This window comes from Bosea vaviloviae, assembly GCF_001741865.1.
GTDB classification, from domain to species: domain Bacteria; phylum Pseudomonadota; class Alphaproteobacteria; order Rhizobiales; family Beijerinckiaceae; genus Allobosea; species Allobosea vaviloviae.
Window position 1 is genome coordinate 831,902 of the sequence record NZ_CP017147.1, and the last position, 18,739, is coordinate 850,640.

Below are 18,739 nucleotides of genomic sequence, written 5' to 3' on the forward strand. Positions count from 1 at the left end.
GTTCATCCGGCATAGCGGGCGCCGATGCGGCTCGCCCCGAAGGCGACCGCGTTGATCGCCAGCGTCAGCGCGATCAGCACGAGCCCGAGCCCGAGCGCCAGGGCTAAGTCGCCCTTGGAGGTCTCCAACGTGATCGTCGTCGTCATGGTGCGGGTGTAGCCGGCGATGTTGCCGCCAACGATCAGCACCGCGCCGACCTCGGCACTCGCCCGGCCGAAGCCGGCGAGCAGCGCGGTAGCCAACGCAAAGCGCCCATCGAAGAGCAGGGTCGGGATCGCGCGCATCCCCTCGAGCCCGACCGAGCGCAGATGGTCGCGATACTCGCTCCAGAGATCCTCGACCGTCTGGCGTGTCAGCGCGATCACGATCGGCAGGACCAGGATCACCTGCGCCGCGATCATCGCGGTCGGCGTGAACAGCAGCCCGAGCGGGCCGAGCGGGCCCGAGCGCGAGAGCATCAGGAAGACGAAAAGCCCGGCCACGACCGGCGGCAGGCCCATCAGTGCGTTGAGGCAGACGATGACGACCGAGCGGCCGGGAAAGCGCGCCAGCGCCAGGGCCGCTCCGAGCGGCAGGCCGATCAGCCCCGCGATCAGCACGGCGGTCAGCGTCACCCTGAGCGACAGGCCCACAATCGCCAGGAAACCGGGATCGAGCCCGACCACCAGCGCGAAGGCCGCCTTGAAGATCGCCGCGAAGTCCACCGTCCGTCGCGCTCCCCCGAAAGCCAGACCTGTCCGAAAGCCCAGACCTGCCCGAAAGCTCAAGCCTGCGAACAGCCAAAGCCTGCAGACACTTGTGATTTCTAGAGTTCAATGCGACCAATTGCCAATCTTGGAACAAGAACAGCCTGGCGCAACCAGATGCAGGACCGGATTTATCTGACCACCGAGGAGGCCGCCGCCTATCTGCGGCTCAAGGAGCGCAAGCTCTACGAGCTCGTCGCGCATAGTGCCGTGCCCTGCACCAAAGTCAGCGGCAAATGGCTGTTCCCGCGTGCAGCGCTCGACCGCTGGCTCGAGGCCGGGCTGGCGCGGCCCGAGGGCATGCAGCCCACAAACCCGCCGCCGATCATCGGCGGCAGCCAGGATTCGCTGCTAGAGGTCGCCGTGCGTGATTCCGGCTGCGGTCTGGCGCTGTTGGCGGAAGGCTCGCAGGCCGGGCTCGACCGGCTGACGCGCGGCGAGGTCGCCATCGCCGCGATCCATCTCCATGCGACGCCCGATAATGACGCGGCCAACCCGGCCGCGATCCGGGCGGAGCCCGGCCTGTTCGACGCGGTGGTGATCGGTTTCGCCCGGCGCGAGCAGGGCTTGCTGATGGCGCCCGGCAATCCGCTCGCCCTTGCCGGCATCGCCTCGGCTGTCGAAAGGCGTGCCCGCTTCGCCCGTCGCCAGCAGGGCGCCGGCGCGCAATTGCTGCTGACGAGCCTGATGGCGCGCGACGGCATCACTGACGGCCGCATGGTCATGGCCGAGGGCATCTGCGCCACGGGCCAGGATCTGGCCCTGGCGATCCGCACCGGCCGCGCCGATTGCGGCATCGCCTCGCGCGCCATCGCTGCCGCCTTCGGCCTCGATTTCCTGCCGCTGGTCTGGGAGCATGTCGATCTGGTGATGCGCCGCCGGACCTATTTCGAACCGGCGACGCAAACCCTGCTCGCCTGGATGCGCAGGCCCGACATGGCGGCAAGGGCGCGCGAACTCGGCGGCTATGATCTGGCGCAGAGCGGCGAGGTCAGGCTGAATCGCTGAGCAAGGGCGTGCGGCAGCCAGCGGGACTTTCGGTGCATGCGCCACTTCCCTTCCCCCCTCGCGGGGGAAGGTGGATCGGCGAAGCCGAGACGGATGAGGGGGCGCTGTGAGCTTTCCGCCTCAGCGCAACACGACGCCAACCGGAAAAGGCACGGCGCCCCCTCATCCGCCCCTCCGGGGCACCTTCTCCCGCATCAAAGTCGGCTGTTGCCCACTTTGACACTTTGGGTTGCCCATCTTGGGCAAGCCCGAGATGGGTGGGAGAAGGGAGCTGGCCCGTTTTCACGCAGGACCACCAAAATTCCGCCAGGCGCCGACCCGGTGCACCGCCTCCCGGTCGCGCCCGATCTCCCCGAATGGCGAGACCGGCCAGTCCCAGCTCTCATCCGGCTTGGGGAGTGCGACGCCGCGCATCAGATCGAGCCGCTCGATTACCGTCCCGGCCCTGTCCCGCTCGACCATCTCGACATCGCTGAGCAGGACGACGCGCCCCTGAAAGCGCGCGAGATCGTCGAGATGCCAGGCGATGCAGCGCGCCGGCAAATCGACCGGAAAGGCGGCAGTCCGCTCCGGATTCTCCTCCAGCCAGTCCTCCACCGGCCAGGCGAGCTGCGAGAGAAGATTGGCCGAGATCACGAGATCGATGCCCACATCCGCAAGCAGATCGGCGAGCGGGTCGATCCGTCCCTCGCTCTGCCCGGCGAGCCAGCCCATCACACCGCTGAGATCGCGCGTCAGGAGCGTGACCTTGCGGCGAAAGGCCATGCGCAGCCTGACCGACGGCAGATGCACGGCGTCGACCAGCAGCACGCGCTGGAAGCCTTCGCAAAGCAGGTCGAGCGGCACATCCCGCACCAGCCCCGAGCCGAGCACGACGACGCAGCGCCGGGATGGCAGCGCCGCGACCACATCCGCCACCACGGCGCGGCAGCGCCCGTGATGCGCGGCCCAGGCCTTGCGGTGGCGAAAGCCGCGCGCCCACAGCGCCGTGCTCTCCGACACCAGCCCCAGCCGCCGCGTCATCCGCCCGGCCGGTGTGATCAGCCTGAGCGCGAGTTCGGCGAGCATCACATGCTCCGCGATGGGTTCAGGTCAGCGCGCCGCGCGCCGCCACCGGCCAGAGCGCCTCGACATGGGCGTCCGGCCCGTGCATCCCGCGCACGCAGACATACCAGTCGTGCAGGTTCACCGTCGGGTCGCAATGACCCGGCACGAGCAGGACATGCTCGCCACGATGCGGCAGCGCGATCGGGTCGCCGGTCAGCACGCCATGCTCGTCGGAGGGTTTCGTGTAGACGGCGCCCTCGCGCCGGAACGGCATCGGCATGCCGGAATCGATCGCCGCCGCCTTGTGCCCGGCATCGACGACGGCGCGGTCGGGCACCGGCTTGCTCATCACCCCGGTCAGGATGAAGAGCGCATGCTCGAAGGCGCGGAACGGCGTGCCGTCCGCCTGCCGGTTGCGGGCGTAATCGGCGTCCATGAAGATGTAGGAGCCGGCCTGGATCTCGTTCCAGATGCCCGAGGCGGTCTCGATCTCATAGGTGCCGGTGCCGGCCCCGCTGACGACGCCGCAGCTCAGGCCGGCCTGGGCCAGGCGTTCGACCGTGTTGCGGGCCGAGAGGCCGGCGCGCTCGATCGCCTCGCGCCGCTCGTCGATCGAGCGCATATGCTGGGCCGTGCCGTGATAGGCCTGCAGGCCGCCGAAGCGCAAAGTATTGCTGCGCGAGACCGCCTCGGCGATCCTGACCGCCGCCTCGCCGGGCGCAACGCCGCAACGCCGCCCGCCGACATCGATCTCGACCAGGACATCGAACACGACATCATGGCGCGCGGCGGCTTCCGCCGCCTCGCGCACGCCGTCGAGATGGTCGACACAGAGGCTGATCTTGGCGCTGCGGGCGAGCTGCGCCAGCCGGTCGAGCTTGGCGGCACCCGCGACCTCGTTGGAAACCAGCACGTCCTGCACGCCGCCCGCGACCAGGATCTCGGCCTCCGAGACCTTCTGGCAGCATTGCCCGACGGCGCCATGGGCGATCTGGCGCAGGGCGATCTCGGGGCTCTTATGCGTCTTGGCGTGCGGCCTCAAGCGGATGCCATGGGCCTGCGTATAGGCCGCCATGGCGACGAGGTTGCGTTCGAAGGCATCGAGGTCGAGCACCAGGGCAGGCGTGTCGATCTCGCTGAATCTCTGGCCGGCTTGGGCCGGCGGATGCAAGGGCATGGGCTGTCGCAATCTCCTGAATCGGTTGTGGCTATCGGACGCCAGCTTCGTGTCTGGAGCAAGACCCGAGTGGCGAATGGCGAATGGCGAGTGAAATCTTCGCGGATTCGCCACTCGCCACTCGCCATTCGCCATGGTAGGCCCCGCGCCATGAAGATCGGCCGCGTTACCGACGACACTTTCGCGCTTTTCGCTCGCGTCTGGCGCGAGCAGGGCAAGACCTACCTGCCGCAAATGGCGATGATCATGGGCCTCGTGGTCGTGATCGCCGCGACGACGAGCTTCTATCCACTGCTGATCAAGGCGGCGTTCGACGCTTTCGCCGACCCGCTCAGCGCCGAGGCAACCGGCTTCGTGCGCCGGATGGAGCGGCTCGTCTCGAAATCGATCGACATCGAGATCGGCGTCGTCAACGCCGTCGCGATCGTCGTCGTCATCGTCACCGCGATCAAGGGTTTCTCCCTGCTGACGCAGACCGTGATGACCAACAGCGTCGTCAGCCGCATCGAGGCCGACATGCAGACGCAGCTCTACGCGCATCTGATCGACGCCGACCTCGCCCAGCTGCAAAAAGAGAACCCCGCCTCCCTCACGCAGCGCTTCACCACCGACTTCACCTTCGTCAAGGAGGCGCTGACGCGGCTGGTCAACATCGCCGTGCGCGACGTGCTGACCGCGATCGCGCTCGTCGGCGCCCTGCTCTGGATCGACTGGCAGATGACCTTGGTCGTGCTGCTGATCGCGCCGATCGTGGCGCGGCCGATCGGCCGCATCGGCAAGAAGCTGCGCCGCATGGCGGTGTCGCAGCAGGAACAGACCGGCGTGATGGCGAGCCTCGTCACCGAGAGCCTGCAGGGTGCGCGCGCCGCCAAGACCGATTCGCTCGAGCCCTATCTCAAGGCGCGCGCGGCGGCTGCCTTCGAATCGATCCGCGCCGTCAAGATGAAGTCGGCCAATGCGCGCGGCCGGCTCGATCCGCTGCTCGAGGTCGCGGGCGGCATTGCGGTCGCGGGCGTGCTCGCCGCGATCGGCGTGCGCATCACCTCCGGCGGCTCGACGGTCGGCGATTTCACCGGCTATGTCTCGGCGCTGCTGCTGGCGGCGCAGCCGATGCGCTCGCTCGGCAACCTCAACGCCATCGTCCAGGAGGCCGGCGCCTCGCTGAAGCGCTATTACGCCCTGATCGACGAAAAGCCGGTGATCACGCAGCGCCCCGACGCCAGGCCGCTTGCGGTCGGGGTCGGCGAGATCGCCTTCAAGGGCCTGCGTTTCCGCTATCGCGACGATGCCCGCGCGCTGGAGGGCGTCGATCTCACCGTCCAGGGCGGCAAGATGACGGCGCTGGTCGGCCGCTCCGGCTCCGGCAAATCGACCTTGCTTGCTTTGGTGCCGCGGCTCTACGACCCCAGCGAGGGCCGCGTCGAGATCGATGGGCAGGATCTGCGCGACCTCTCGCTCGCCAGCCTGCGCAGCCAGATCGGCGTGGTCAGCCAGGATGTCGTGCTGTTCGACGATACGGTGCGCGCCAATATCAGCTTCGGCCGGCCCGACGCGACTGAGGACGAGGTCGTCGCCGCCGCTAAGGGCGCGGCCGCTCATGACTTCATCATGGCGATGCCGGAGGGCTATGACAGCCAGGTCGGCGAGCGCGGCTCGAAGCTTTCGGGTGGCGAGCGCCAGCGCATCGCCATCGCCCGCGCCATCCTGAAGGACGCGCCGATCCTGCTGCTCGACGAGGCGACCAGCGCGCTCGACACCGAATCCGAGCGGCTCGTCCAGCAGGCGCTGGCTCGCCTGATGCAGAACCGCACCACGCTGGTGATCGCCCACCGCCTCTCGACCGTGCGCGAGGCTGACCTCATCGTCGTGCTGGACGAGGGCAAGATCGTCGAGACAGGCAGCCACGACGCCCTGCTGGCGCGCGACGGCAGCTATGCCCGGCTGCACCGGCTACAATTCGTCGAGAGCTGAGGCGCTCGACAAGCCAGGTTATCGTTGAACCGCGCCGTCATCCTGGCCGAAGCCCTCCGGTCCGATCTTCGATCGGCCCAAGGATAAACTCCGCGCAGCGCCGGGCTCCGAAGCGCGTCATGGTCGGGCTTGACCCGGCCATCTCGAAAATCGGAGCGCTCTGGTCATGAGATTCTCGGGGCAAGCCCGAGAATGACGCCCTTCAAGGCTCTCTTGCCAGCGCCTCGGCCGCCGCCTGGAAGCCGCGGAAGGAGAAGGGCAGCGTCACAGGCCGGTTCGCCGCGTCCTGGAAGCGCAGTTGCCCGCCGTCCGAATAGCCGCGCCAGCGCTTCAGCAGGTCCTCGCTCATCGATACCTCGGCGAAGCAGCCGCCCGGAATGCAGCGCGAGAACGCCGCCAGGGTGCCCTCGTCCTTCTCGCCCAGCGCGACGCGTACGCCGGCATTGGGACCCAGCGTCACATTCGGCGCGACCTGCACGACGAGCTTGTAGGGCTCGGTCTTGACCGGCCGGCCGACCGCGACGAGCGCCACCGGCCCCTGCTGCCCCTGGACCTGCAAGGTCTGCACGACCTCGCAGATGCGGGTGCCGACGCCCTGCTGGCAGCGATGCGTCCAGTCGCCATAGGTCGCGGTGGTGTTGTCGGGCTGCGAAACGCCGCCGGGGGCGGGAGCCGCTGCCGCCGGGCGCTGTTGCCCTTGGGCTGCAGCCGGGCTGCGTTGCGCCTGGGCGAAGGCCGAGCCGGCGCAGATCAGAGCCAGCAACACGGTCGGGGAAGTGAGGTGCTTCATGTCGCGGCGTTTCCAGAGATTTCGTTGGAAACACTATTGACGCGACGCCGTGCCCTTAGGCAAGAGCCGCCGCCATCTTGGGAACGGCGGTTCGCAATTCTGTCACCGGCCAGAGCAGGATGCGAAAAAGTGGGAACCGGTTTTTCGCGTCAATCCTGCTCTTACCCTTTGATGAGAGCCATTACGGCCGCCAGCCGGTCTCCTCGGCAGGAGCGTTCTCGCGCGCCTCGTCCTTGCGCGCCTCGTCGACGATCGCAAACAGCGCCCGCAGCGCCGCCTCGACGCCCTCGCCCGAGGCCGAGGACAGGATGATCGGCATGCGCTTGCAGGCCCGCTTCAACCGCGCCACCTGCTCCTTGAGCAGTTCGGGGCTGAGCGCATCGACCTTGGAGAGCGCCACGATCTCGGGCTTCTCGTCCAGGCCTTCACCATAGAGACTGAGCTCCTGCCGCACGGTCTTGTAGGCCTTGCCGGCGTGTTCGCTGGTGCCCTCGACAAGGTGCAGCAACACGCGGCAACGCTCGACATGGCCGAGGAAGCGGTCGCCCAGGCCATGGCCCTCATGCGCCCCCTCGATCAGGCCGGGAATATCGGCCAGCACCATCTCCCGCGCATCGACCCGCACGACGCCCAGGCCCGGATGCAGGGTGGTGAAGGGATAATCGGCGATCTTGGGCTTGGCCGCAGTCACCGTGGCAAGGAAGGTCGATTTGCCGGCGTTCGGCAGGCCGATCAGCCCGGCATCGGCGATCAGCTTCAGCCGCAGCCAGACCCAGCGCTCCTCGCCGATCAGGCCCGGATTGGCATGGCGCGGGGCCTGGTTGGTCGCCGTCTTGAAATAGGCATTGCCGAAGCCGCCATTGCCGCCCTTGCACAGGACGAAGCGCTGCCCGGCCTGCGTCAGGTCGGCGATCAGCGTCTCGCCGTCCTCGTCGAAGATCTGCGTCCCCGGCGGCACCTTCAGCACCTTCACTTCGCCATTGGCGCCATGCCGGTCGGCGCCCATGCCGTGCCCGCCGATCTTGGCCTTGAAGTGCTGCTGGAAGCGGAAGTCGATCAGCGTGTTGAGGCCTTGCACGCATTCGATCACGACATCGCCGCCGCGCCCGCCATCGCCGCCATTGGGCCCGCCGAACTCGATGAATTTTTCGCGCCGGAAGGAGACGCAGCCCGCGCCGCCATCGCCCGCCTTCACATAGATTTTTGCTTGGTCGAGGAATTTCATGGGATTCGAAATCGTTCTGCAAACTGGGAAAAGAAAGGCGCCGCGTCATCCTGGACAAGCGGCGAAGCCGCGCAGATCAGGGATCCATCGTAAAGCTCCGGAGCCCTATGATGGATCCCGGGTCTTCGCTTCGCTACGCCCCAGGATGACGGTGGAAAGCGTGTGTGGCCTTGGCTTTAGGCTGATGCGCCCTGCGGGGCAATCCCGCCACGCCTACGCCGCCAGCCGCGGCGCGGCCATTTCGTCGCGCAGCGCGTCGGCAAAGCGCCTTGCCGCGAGCCCCGGCTGCGGCCCTATGATCAGGCCGACCGAGAGATCGAACAATGCAGGCAGGTCGTCTGCCGGGCCCAGGCGCCGCAGGCTCGGCGGAATCGCGCTCTCGGTCAGGGCCGTGACGCAAAACCCAGCCTCGACGGCCGAAAGCATGCCCGAAGTGTGCGAGCAGGAGAACACCAGCCGGTGCGCCTTGCCCGCCGCGCCCAGTGCCTGGAGGATACGCGGGCGCGCCCGGCAGCCCTCCGAGAACAGCGCCAGCGGCAGCACCTCCTGCAGTTCCGGGCGATGGCCGCGCCCCGCGACCCAGATCATCGCCTCGCGCCGCAAAACCTCGCCGATCGGCCGGTTGGGATCCTGCGTCACCACGGCGAGGTCGAATTCGCCGGCCGCCAGCGCCGGCTCGATCCGCTTCGAGAGATCGCAGCGCAATTCGAGCTCGACCTTGGGGTGCTCGGCCGCGAACCGCGCGATCAGCGGGCGCAGATAGGCGTCCATGTAATCGTCGGGAATGCCGATGCGCAGCCGCCCCGAGGCCGACGCGCCGCCGAGATCGGCCAGCGCCTCGCGCTCGATCGCCAGAAGCCGGCGCGCATGCGCGATCAATCGTTCGCCCGCATCGGTCGGCGTAACGCCCCGGCGCGAGCGCTCGAGCAGGCGATGGCCGATCTGGCTCTCGAGATCCTGGATCCGCACCGAGATCGCCGATTGCGTGCGGCCGAGCCTGGCGCTTGCAGCGGTGAAACCGCCGGTCTCGGCGACCGCGACCAGCATGTCGAGCGCGGCGAGATCGAAATGCGCCGTCATGAGGCAAACTCCATCGATCGATTTTAGGAATGGTTGAATCAGAATAATCCGTTTTTCCGATTGATGGAAGTTGACTATATCGCGGGCGATTGCTCAGGAAGTCGCCAGATGTCCACGCCGGCCCTCGTCATGCCCCGCCCCGCCGCCCCAGCGCTGGCAATGTTCGTCGCACTGCTCACCGGCGCGACCTGCATCGGCTTTTCCGGCGTGTTCATGCGTCTGGCCGATGTCGGCCCGGCCGCCGGCGGCTTCTGGCGCATGCTGTTCGCACTTCCCGTGCTCGCGCTCTGGACGGCGCTGGAGCAGCGCAAGGCGGTCTCGGGCGCGGTTCGTCCCGGCGCGCTCATCCCGATTGCAATCGCCGGTCTCACCTTCGCGATCGACGTGGTGCTCTACAACGCAGCGCTTGGCCACACCACGATCGCCAACGCCTCGCTGCTCGGCAATCTCTCGCCCGTCGCGGTCGTGCTCGGCGGCTGGCTCCTGCTCGGGGAGAAGCCGACGCAGCGCATCCTCGGCGCGCTGGCGCTCGCGCTTGGCGGCGCGCTGATGCTGGTGCTGCCGAAATTCATCGGCGCCCCCGCTGCCGCCTCGCCCAGCGGGATCTTCGGCGACATGCTGGCGACCGGCGCAGCCTTCTCCTATGCCGCCTACATCCTCGCCGTGCGCCGCGCCCGCGAGCGGGCCGATGCCGGCCGGATCGGCTTGATCTCCAGCGCGCTCTGCGCCGTCTTCTGCCTCGCGGCGGCGCTCGCGCTCGGCGAAACCATCATCCCGGCAAGCCTGCAGGGCTGGCTCGCGGTGATCGCGCTCGGCCTGGTCTCGCATGCGCTCGGCCAGGGCCTGATCACGCTCTCGCTCGGCAGCTACGGCGCCAGCGCCGCCTCCCTCGTCATGGTCTGGCCGGCGCTGGTCAGCGTGCTCGCCGCCTGGGCGATCTTCGGCGAGCAGCCCTCGCCGGCGCAGGCCTTTGGCGGCGTCGCGATTCTGGCGGCGGTGCTGCTGGTGCGGCGCGGCTGAGCCGCGCCAGCTGCGCCGATCAACCGCTCACGAGGCCCGTCTCACGAAGGCCGCCGAACCGGCGGATCATAAGCCTGGATCGGCGGCAGGTTGCCGTCGAAGCGCTCGACCTGGACGGTGGTCAATTGTCCCGTGCAGCCCTGCGCCAGCGCCGAGGTGCCGACATCCCGGGTCAGGACGTTGGGATTGCCGTGGACGCAGAGCGGCTTATCCTCCTCGGGATCGACGGGATCGTACCAGGCGCCGGTCGGCAGCTGGACCACGCCCTGGCGGATGCTGTCAGTGACATTCACCGCCGCCAGGCAGGCGCCGCGCTCGTTCGAGATGCGGATGATGTCGCCCTCCGTGATGCCGCGCGCTTCAGCATCCTCGGGATGCATGCGCGCGACCTCGCGGCCGCGATGCTTGGCCCCGCTGCTGTGGCCGCCGAAGTCGAACTGGCTGTGCAGCCGCGTGCGCGGCTGATTGGCGACGAGGACGAAGGGCGAGGCCGCATCGGGCACATTGGTGGCCCCCAGCCAGGCCGGATGGCCAGGGCAGTCCGCCTCGCCGAAGCTCGCGATCCTCTGCGAGAAGATCTCCAGCTTGCCGCTCGGCGTCGGCAGCGGATGCGCGGTCGGGTCGGTGCGAAAGGCCCGCAGGCGCCCGCCATCATCGTCCTGCTGGGGCATGTCGTAGCCCTCGCTCGCCTGGAACTCGGCAAAGCTCGGCGCCGGCAGGCCGGCCTCGGCCAGTGCGGCCCGCGTCGGCTCATAGAGATGCTCGAGCCATTGCCGGACCGTACGGCCCTCGGTGAAGGCCTGGGCCGTGCCCAGCCGTTCGGCGAGATCGGCGAAGATCGCGTAGTCGTCGCGCGCCTCGCCATAAGGCGCGATCGCGGGCCGCATCGGCACGAGCAGCGGGTCGTTGGCATTGCCGCCGATGTCCTCGCGCTCCAGCGTCATCGTGCAGGGCAGGACGATGTCGGCGTGACGGGCCGTCGCCGTCCAGGCCAGCTCGTGGACGACGAGCGTGTCGAGCCTGGCGAAAGCCTGCTTCAGCCGGTTCAGGTCCTGGTGATGATGGAACGGATTGCCGCCGGCCCAGTAGACCAGCTTGATCTCGGGATAGGTCCGGGTCTGGCCGTTATAGCGGTAGCTCGTGCCGGGGTTCAGCAGCATGTCCGAGATGCGCGCCACCGGAATGAAGTCGGTGACGGCGTTGCGCCCCTGCGGCAGCGTCGGCATCGGCACGGCGTTGTAGCGCCGGCCGTAATAGCCGATCGCACCCAGCGCATAGCCATAGCCGCCGCCCGGCAGGCCGATCTGGCCGAGCGCGGCCGCCAGCACCATGCCCATCCAGACCGGCTGCTCGCCATGCTCGGCCCGCTGCAGCGCATGCGCCACGACGATCAGCGCGCGCTTGCCGTGCAGCCGCCTGGCCAGCGCCGTGATCGCCTGCGCCGGCACGCCGGTGATGGCGGCGGCCCAGGCGGCATCCTTTGGCTGCCCGTCGGTCTCCCCCAGCAGATAGCGCTCGAAGACCGGCCAGCCGACGGTATAGCGTTCCAGGAAATCGCGATCGTGCAGGCCCGCGACGACGAGGCTATGGACCAGCGCCATCATCAGCGCCGTATCGGTGCCGGGGATGCTGGAGAGCCATTCGGCGCCGGCCTCCTCGGGCAGATCGCCGCGCAGGGGGCCGACCAGCACGAAGTCGCAGCCGCGCTGATGGGCGCGTTGCATCGCGCCGCGCTCGACATGCTTGCTGCTGCCGCCGCCGGTGACCATGCTGTTCTTCAGCGCCATGCCGCCAAACGCGAGCACGATCTCGCTGTGCTCGGCGATCTGCTCCCAGGAGACGTTGCGCTTCACCAGATCCTCGTAGTCGCCGATGATATGCGGCACGAGGACGGAGGAGGCGCCCGAGGAGTAGCTGTTGACCGACTTCACATAGCCGCCGGTCGAGGTGTTGAGGAAACGATGGACCTGGCTTTGCGCATGGTGGAAGCGCCCGGCGCTGGACCAGCCATAGGACCCGCCGAAGATCGCGCCCGGGCCGAAATCGTCGCGCACCCGCCTGAGTTCGCCCGCGAGCTTGTCGAGCACGGCGCTCCACGACATCGGCAGATACTCGTCGCGGCCGCGGCGCTCATCAGGTCCCGGCCCGTTCTCCAGCCAGCCCCGGCGCACCATGGGCTGCGCGATGCGAGCGCGGTGACGCAGCGCTCCCGGAAAGTTCTGGATGATCTCGTTGGGATCGGGATCGCCGGCATGGGGCCTGACTTCCAGCTCGCCATCCTTCATCCGCGCCGAGAACACGCCCCAATGCGAGGTGTGCGGCCGGAAGCCCTCATCCAGCGGAGCCTCGGAGAGCGGGGCGGTCAACGTCGTCATCTCAGTGCTTCCAGCTGCCGGACAGGAAGCGGAAGCCTAGGACATCTTGGCTGGGAGAACGAGAGCCGTGGCGAAAGGGGGGAATGCGTCCGGCGGTGGTCTGGCGCACGACTAGAGGGCGCGGGACGAGTTCATGCAGTCGCTCAACATGCTGTCCGGACCAGGCTGCGAGCCTCGGGACCGGCGCTGTTCAGTTTGGTTTGCGACGGTTTTTACAACGCCGCTGTCTCGCGCCCGCCGCGCCGAACAGCGCAAAAGCCGATGCTCGGCCTGTATGAACCTACCAGCTTTGATCTGCCGGATTCGCGCCAAAAAGCGCGGTGATATCAAGTATTTATTGCAATTGACCAAGCGGACAACCCATGCGGGCATCGTTGCGCAGCACGAGCGTCAAGCTTTCCTGCCGCGGAGAAGTCCCTGAACAAACGTTCATGGAACGAAGATGCTGGCGGGTTGTTCTGGCGACGGGGGTTATGTCTCTGAAGGGAGATAAACCATGATCAAGAAGCTTGTTCTGGTAGCGAGCCTGGCCGTGATGCCGGCCGTTGCCATCGCACAATCGAATTCCGGATCCGCGGGCGGAGCGGCGGGCGGAGCCGCAGCCGGTGCCGTTGGCGGAGCCGTCATCGGCGGACCGGTCGGCGCAGCTGCCGGCGCGGTCGGGGGAGCGGCCGCCGGCGCCATTGCCGGCGGTATCACGGCAGACCAGCGCACCGAGTTTCGGACCTATGTGACCGAACAGCGGGTTCCGTCGGTGCGGTACCGCGGGGAGGTCGCCGTCGGCACGACGCTTCCGCAAACCGTGACCTATCGCGAGGTGCCGGCTCGCTACGGCAAGACCCAGTACCGCTACACGGTCGTGAACGACAGGACCGTTCTGGTCGAGCCGAGAACCCGCAGGGTGGTGCAGATCATCGAATGATCCGGCAGGGGGCCTGTCGCAGCGACAGGCCCCCCTTTTGATACGGGCAAGGGCCATCCGCCCCGAACGTCTATCCGGGCGATGTCGCCTTGGCCGATTCACAGTCAATCGGGAGAGAGCCATGAAACGGTTCATAGGAGTTGCAGCACTCGCGCTCGCCGCCCAATCGGGACTGGCGACGGCGCAGACGGTCGTCGTTCCCTCGGACGACATGCCGCGCAGCCGGGTAGAACGGGGCCCATCGGATGCCGGCCCGGGGCGCTCCGGCGCGCCGCAACGGGGCGAGCAGGAGCCGAGGTCGGACGGTCCGAGAGCGCAGCCGCGCGGGGCCCAGAGCGCCCCGTCTGGTGACAGGGCGCGCGAGGGCTCGCGGGAGCCGATGCAACAGCAACAGCAGCGCGTGCAAGGCCAGGATCCCCGTGGCGAGCGGCAGGGGCTGCAGCCGGTGGAGCGGCCCCAGCGCGAGCAGGCCCAGCGCGAGCGGCCGGACGATCCCGGCGCGCGGCGCTCACCGGATGAGCAGCGGCCGGGCACACGTCCGACCTCGCCGCAGACGGCGCAGCCACCGCGGCCGCACAATGAGCCTAACGCCGCCGAGACGCAGCGGCCAAGGACCGATGCCCCTTCGCAGCAGGGACAGGCTCCAGCGGCAAGAGAGACACCGGCACAGGCGCCGGCTTCTGGACAGGCTCCCGCGCCCGGGCAGGCCGGCACCGCGGCCCAGCGTCCGGCTGCGGCCCCTCCGGCTCCGGCCGGCGCCGCTCCGGCCATGCCCTCGCCAGGCACGGCAGGGGCTCCTCCGGCGACTGGCGGGACGACCTCCCCGGCGACCGCCCAGCCCGCCGAGCAGCAGCAGAACGATGGAGCGCGGCAACGTATCGCCGATACGGTGCGCGAGCGCGTCCAGCGCAACGAGATCCGGCCCGTCCAGAACCTCGGAGTGTCGGTCTCGGTTGGAGCCGAGCTGCCTTCGCAGGTCCGGCTCGAACCCCTTCCCCGGGACATCGCATCGATCCGGCCGGAATATCGTGACTATCGCTATACGGTTTCGGACCGCGAGATCGTGATCGTCGACCCGCGTAGCCGGCGGATCGTCGATGTGATCGAACGCGACGGCCGTGGCCCGAGCCAGATCACCTATTCGGTGTTCGAGCAGCGGCGCGATCTCAGGCGCTGGAGTCGGCCGGATACGGTGGTGTTCCAGGAAGGCGTGATGCTGCCCGCCGACGCGCCCTATTACGACCTGCCGCCGGAGATCGTGGAGCGCAACCCGAACTGGCGCGGCTATCGCTATGTCATGACCGAACGCGACGAGGTCGCCATCGTCGAGCCGAGGAGCCGGCGCGTCGTCCAAGTGGTCGACAAGGGCGGTTCGGCGACGACGGCCAGCACGCGGCCTCAGCCGGCGGCCGCCGGCGACCGGCACCAGCTTGTCCGGATCATCATGAACGATGCCCGGCCCGGCGACATCACCGGCGCCGAGGGTCTGAAGGGCGCCGTGCTGCCGCCCGAGACGATGCTGCGGCCTGTTCCGGCTGAAGCGGTGGATGCGGATCCGCAGTTGCGTGGGCATCACTACACGCTGCTGGGCGACGACGTCCTGATCGTCGATCCCACCAGCCGGCGGATCGTCGACGTCATCGAATGACCGCTGGCCGTTTCGCAACTGGCACGGTTCCGCCAAATCGGCGGGACCGTGAATTTTCGAGCGCCGCGGGCGCAGGAGGAGGAGCCGGCAGAGGGCCTGACCTCCAGCTCGCCATCCGTCATCCGCGCCGAGAACGCGCCCCATTGCGAGGTGTGCGGCCGGAACCCTTCCCATAGGGAGAGGGCAGGGTGAGGGGTCGGCCGTTTGACGCTTTGGCCGTGACCTCACCGCCACTTCATCGTCATTGCGAGCGCAGCGAAGCAATCTAGGGGACGTAGAGCGAGCCCTCCTGTTGGGGTGGACGGCCCCCGATCGGCATCTGTGTGCCAAGATGAGGTTGTCGAAACACCATCTGAGGAGGCCGTCCATGGATCAGGTTATACGCATTGGGTTGGATACGTCGAAGCGTCTTTTTCAACTGCACGGGGTCGACGCGGCGGAGCGAGTGGTGCTGAAGCGCAAGCTGAGCCGGTCGGCGATGGAGGCGTTCTTCGCCCGTCTTCCGCCGACGTTGGTGGTCCTGGAGGCGTGCGGGGCCTCGCATCACTGGGCCAGGGTGCTGACGGCGATGGGTCACGATGTGCGGCTGATCGCGCCGCAGCTCGCCAAGCCCTATGTGAAGCGTGGCAAGAACGACGCGGCCGATGCGGAGGCCTTGTGCGAGGCGGCCGGGCGGCCGAGCATGCGCTTCGTGCCGATGAAGAGCGCCGGGCAGCAGGCCGACCTGATGTTGGCCGGGATGCGGGAACGGCTGGGGCGGCGGCGGACGCAGCTCGCCAACACGATCCGGGGCTATGGGGCCGAGTTCGGCCATGTGGGAGCCAAAGGCGCCGCGCATGTGCGCCCGCTCCTGGAGACGGTGCAGGACGATCCGGAGATCCCGCCCCTGGCCCGAGAGATGTTCGCCGAGCTCGCCCTCGAACTCGCCGAGCTCGAAGAGCGCCTTTGTGCCATCGAGGTGCGGCTGAAGGCCTGGCATCTTGCGAACGAGGCCTCGCGCCGGCTGGCCGAGGTGGCGGGGATCGGCCCGATCATCGCCACCACGCTCGTGATGAAGACGCCCCATCCCGAAGCCTTCCGGTCGGGGCGGGATTTCGCGGCCTGGATCGGACTGACGCCGAAGGACCACTCGACCGCCGGCAAAACCCGCCTCGGCCGGATCACGCGGGCCGGCGACGAGACCTTGCGCAGCCTCCTCGTGGTCGGCGCGACGGCGGTCGTCTGGCAGGTGCGGCGCGGCAAGGCCCGGCGGCCGATGCCCTGGCTCACGAGCCTGCTCGCCCGCAAGCCACCCAAGCTCGCCGCGATCGCACTCGCCAACAAGCTCGCCCGCATCGCCTGGGCCCTCCTGGCGAGGGGCGGACGCTATCGCACGAGCGACGCGCGGCCAGAGGCCTGCCCGGCCGCTGCCTGACCGAGATCCCGGCGCGGACACCAACCTCCGCCGCGCCGGCGAGCCGAGCTTGCAAGACAAGGAGCAGATGGTGGGATCGGTCGATCCTCGACGAGGGCGATGCCGCGCAATCCAGTGGCCGTCACAGGTCGCTATCCTGTTTGGCTCCCTCGCCGCGGAAACCATCTTGGCCAGCGGAAACCCCGCACAAACAGGCCGGACACATGACCGCAAGCGACCAGACCAACCACAGCTTCCATCTTGCAAATAAGGGGCCGTCCACACATGGATTGCTTCGCTGCGCTCGCAATGACGGCAAGGTTTCCACGTAACTGGTCCGGGGGCCGACACCTCACCCCTGCCCCTCTCCTAACAGGAGGAGGGGTTCCCAGCGCCTTTTGCCGCTGCCGCGACGCCCTTTTCCCTTCTACCCTCGCGGGAGAAGGTGGCGCGTAGCGCCGGATGAGGGGGCGCCGTGCCCTTTCCGGTTAGCGTCACGTTCCGGCCAAGGCGGTGAGCTTACAGCGCCCCCTCATCCGTCTCGGCTTCGCCGATCCACCTTCTCCCGCCAGGGGAGAAGGGTTTTCCGCGTCCTTTTCGTCATGCTCGGGCTTGTTCCGAGCATCCACGTCTTCCCCCGCTCGACTGGGCGCAGATCCCGAAAGCGCTCGCCTTTCGCATTCACCCCATCACGGGATTGCGATAAGCCGCGCCGGACGTCATTCTTGCGGTCCATATCTGCCGAGGCGAGCATGATACGTGGAGTTCTCCTGGCTTCGACCATGCTGCTGGCGCCGATGGCGCAGGCTGCGGGGCCCTATGGCAAGATCGTCGTCGGAAACTGGTCGGGCGGCGCCTTCACCGACAATGCGACAGGCGCATTCTCGCATTGCGCCGTGAATGCCGCCTACAAGAACGGCACGCGGATGTTCACCTCGATCACGGCCGATTTCAAATGGCTGCTCGGATTTTCGCACGCGAGCTGGAAGCTCAAGCCAGGCGAGAGACTGGCGCTGCAGCTCGTCTTCGACCGCACATCGCGCATCGAGGTCACCGCAGATGTCAAAACGCCGGTCCTGATGACGATCGCGATGCCCGCGGATTCGCAATTGATCACCGCCTTTCGCCAAGGCGGCTATCTGGAGCTGGTCGCGAATGACCGGCGCCTGGCCTTCGCCTTGACCTCGACTTCGGAAATGCTGCCCGCCCTCGTCGAATGCGCCCGCCAGAGCGCCAGCATTCGAGGGCCGGTCACCCCGTCGCCCGGCCAGAATGCACCCCGGCCATCGGAGGCCGACGCACAGGCCCGGGCGGAGAAGAAGGCGGTTCTCGAAAAGAGCCGCGACCTGATCCGCGCCAAGGCGCTGGCCTGCATCGGGCGGGAAGGCGGGCCGATGCTCCTCACCGACGAAAAGGCCGAGGTCGTCGCCAAGGCCGCGATGATCTTCTGCAAGGCGGATGTCGATGCGCTGGTGCAGGCGACCATCGAGATCATCGAGCTCGACGGCGCGCGCCCCGCCGACAGGGAGGCCATCCGCCGCGCCGCCGAGCAGCGCGTTCAGGATGTCGTCATGGCGCAGATCATCCGCTCGCGCGGCGAGATGCTCAATCGCAGGAACCAGCCGCCGCCAGTGCCGTCCAGCGGGCCTTCGCCCGCCATTTCGCCGACGCTTTAGAGCCTGCGGCTTATACGCCGGTCCCCGTCCCCACTTTATACCGCAGGATTACCGTCCCGTTCTTCAGCGGCCGGCTCTCCAACAGCTCCATCGTCTGCCGTTCCCCGCCTTCCTTGAAGAAGAGCGTGCCCTCGCCCAGCCGCACCGGCACGATCGCCAGCATCAGCTCGTCGACCTGGTTCGCCTTGAGCAGCGCGTCGACCAGCTCGGCGCTGCCGAAGGCATAGATGTCTTTGCCGGGCGCGGCCCGCAGCGCGGCGATCTCGCCGACGATGTCGGCCGTCACCCGCGTATTGTTCCAGTCGGACGCCGTGAGCGTGCGCGAGGCGACGAGCTTGGGCAGGGCGTTCATGAAGCGCGTCACCACGCTGTCCCCGGCCTTCGTCCAATGGGCCTTCATGCCCTCATAGGTGACGCGGCCGAAGACCAGCATCTGGGCGCTAGCGCCGAATCCGTGGCTGAGCGCCTCCATCTCCTCACCCCAGCCGAGGCTGTGGAAATCGAGATCCCATTTCTTCGCGCCCTCGAAATAGCCGTCGAGGCTCACGAGGTTCCAGACGATCACCTTGGCCATGTCATCCTCCTGCTGTTGGCGCCCGCCGACGCTGCTCTTGACCGCTTGCGTTTTGCAAGCAGTTGGCTTTTAGCTAAACCGATTGTA

Annotated in this window: 16 protein-coding genes; 8 read left to right on the forward strand and 8 right to left on the reverse strand. The window is 68.0% G+C overall.

What is annotated here, in order from left to right:
• Window positions 1–2 precede the first annotated feature (2 nt).
• Window positions 3–704: an ABC transporter permease gene (locus BHK69_RS03915; protein WP_425285546.1), complete on the reverse strand. Its 702-nt coding sequence runs from the start codon at window positions 702–704 to the stop codon at window positions 3–5.
• 159 nt (window positions 705–863) lie between these two features.
• On the opposite strand from BHK69_RS03915, the gene BHK69_RS03920 reads away from it, so the two are divergent.
• Window positions 864–1,754, forward strand: coding sequence for a substrate-binding domain-containing protein (locus BHK69_RS03920; protein WP_069688964.1), 891 nt, complete (start codon window positions 864–866; stop codon window positions 1,752–1,754).
• A 282-nt stretch (window positions 1,755–2,036) separates the two neighbouring features.
• On the opposite strand, the gene BHK69_RS03925 is transcribed toward BHK69_RS03920, so the two are convergent.
• Complete coding sequence (locus tag BHK69_RS03925) at window positions 2,037–2,822, reverse strand: hypothetical protein (RefSeq protein WP_069688965.1); 786 nt, start codon at window positions 2,820–2,822, stop codon at window positions 2,037–2,039.
• A gap of 19 nt (window positions 2,823–2,841) precedes the next feature.
• A complete protein-coding gene (locus tag BHK69_RS03930) occupies window positions 2,842–3,978 on the reverse strand; it encodes a DSD1 family PLP-dependent enzyme (RefSeq protein ID WP_069688966.1) in 1,137 nt (378 codons plus the stop codon).
• 150 nt (window positions 3,979–4,128) lie between these two features.
• On the opposite strand from BHK69_RS03930, the gene BHK69_RS03935 reads away from it, so the two are divergent.
• A complete protein-coding gene (locus BHK69_RS03935; RefSeq protein WP_083269109.1) occupies window positions 4,129–5,949 on the forward strand; it encodes an ABC transporter ATP-binding protein in 1,821 nt (606 codons plus the stop codon).
• Between the two features lie 202 nt (window positions 5,950–6,151).
• On the opposite strand, the gene BHK69_RS03940 is transcribed toward BHK69_RS03935, so the two are convergent.
• From BHK69_RS03940 to BHK69_RS03950, 3 genes are all read right to left on the reverse strand, one after another.
• A complete protein-coding gene (locus BHK69_RS03940; protein ID WP_069688967.1) occupies window positions 6,152–6,739 on the reverse strand; it encodes an invasion associated locus B family protein in 588 nt (195 codons plus the stop codon).
• Between the two features lie 181 nt (window positions 6,740–6,920).
• Window positions 6,921–7,964, reverse strand: a complete 1,044-nt coding sequence (gene obgE, locus BHK69_RS03945; protein WP_069688968.1) for a GTPase ObgE — start codon at window positions 7,962–7,964, stop codon at window positions 6,921–6,923.
• Between the two features lie 213 nt (window positions 7,965–8,177).
• Window positions 8,178–9,044 carry a LysR family transcriptional regulator gene (locus BHK69_RS03950; RefSeq protein WP_069688969.1) on the reverse strand — a complete coding sequence of 289 codons (867 nt, stop codon included), beginning with the start codon at window positions 9,042–9,044 and terminating at the stop codon, window positions 8,178–8,180.
• Between the two features lie 108 nt (window positions 9,045–9,152).
• Here BHK69_RS03950 and BHK69_RS03955 point away from each other — a divergent pair, with 108 nt between their 5' ends.
• Window positions 9,153–10,064 carry a DMT family transporter gene (locus BHK69_RS03955; protein WP_069688970.1) on the forward strand — a complete coding sequence of 304 codons (912 nt, stop codon included), beginning with the start codon at window positions 9,153–9,155 and terminating at the stop codon, window positions 10,062–10,064.
• Between the two features lie 41 nt (window positions 10,065–10,105).
• On the opposite strand, the gene BHK69_RS03960 is transcribed toward BHK69_RS03955, so the two are convergent.
• Complete coding sequence (locus BHK69_RS03960; RefSeq protein WP_069688971.1) at window positions 10,106–12,439, reverse strand: molybdopterin guanine dinucleotide-containing S/N-oxide reductase; 2,334 nt, start codon at window positions 12,437–12,439, stop codon at window positions 10,106–10,108.
• A 133-nt stretch (window positions 12,440–12,572) separates the two neighbouring features.
• On the opposite strand from BHK69_RS03960, the gene BHK69_RS31855 reads away from it, so the two are divergent.
• From BHK69_RS31855 to BHK69_RS03980, 5 genes are all read left to right on the forward strand, one after another.
• Window positions 12,573–12,860: a hypothetical protein gene (locus BHK69_RS31855; protein WP_148663313.1), complete on the forward strand. Its 288-nt coding sequence runs from the start codon at window positions 12,573–12,575 to the stop codon at window positions 12,858–12,860.
• Window positions 12,861–12,935: 75 nt separating this feature from the next.
• A complete protein-coding gene (locus BHK69_RS03965; RefSeq protein WP_069688972.1) occupies window positions 12,936–13,361 on the forward strand; it encodes a DUF1236 domain-containing protein in 426 nt (141 codons plus the stop codon).
• Window positions 13,362–13,482: 121 nt separating this feature from the next.
• Window positions 13,483–15,009 (forward strand): DUF1236 domain-containing protein, encoded by a 1,527-nt coding sequence (locus tag BHK69_RS03970; RefSeq protein WP_148663314.1) that lies wholly within the window; start codon window positions 13,483–13,485, stop codon window positions 15,007–15,009.
• Window positions 15,010–15,376: 367 nt separating this feature from the next.
• Window positions 15,377–16,423, forward strand: coding sequence for an IS110 family RNA-guided transposase (locus tag BHK69_RS03975; RefSeq protein WP_069688974.1), 1,047 nt, complete (start codon window positions 15,377–15,379; stop codon window positions 16,421–16,423).
• A 731-nt stretch (window positions 16,424–17,154) separates the two neighbouring features.
• Window positions 17,155–18,078: a hypothetical protein gene (locus tag BHK69_RS03980; RefSeq protein WP_148663315.1), complete on the forward strand. Its 924-nt coding sequence runs from the start codon at window positions 17,155–17,157 to the stop codon at window positions 18,076–18,078.
• A 10-nt stretch (window positions 18,079–18,088) separates the two neighbouring features.
• Here BHK69_RS03980 and BHK69_RS03985 read toward each other — a convergent pair whose 3' ends face one another.
• Window positions 18,089–18,652 (reverse strand): dihydrofolate reductase family protein, encoded by a 564-nt coding sequence (locus tag BHK69_RS03985; protein ID WP_069688976.1) that lies wholly within the window; start codon window positions 18,650–18,652, stop codon window positions 18,089–18,091.
• Between the last annotated feature and the right edge of the window lie 87 nt (window positions 18,653–18,739).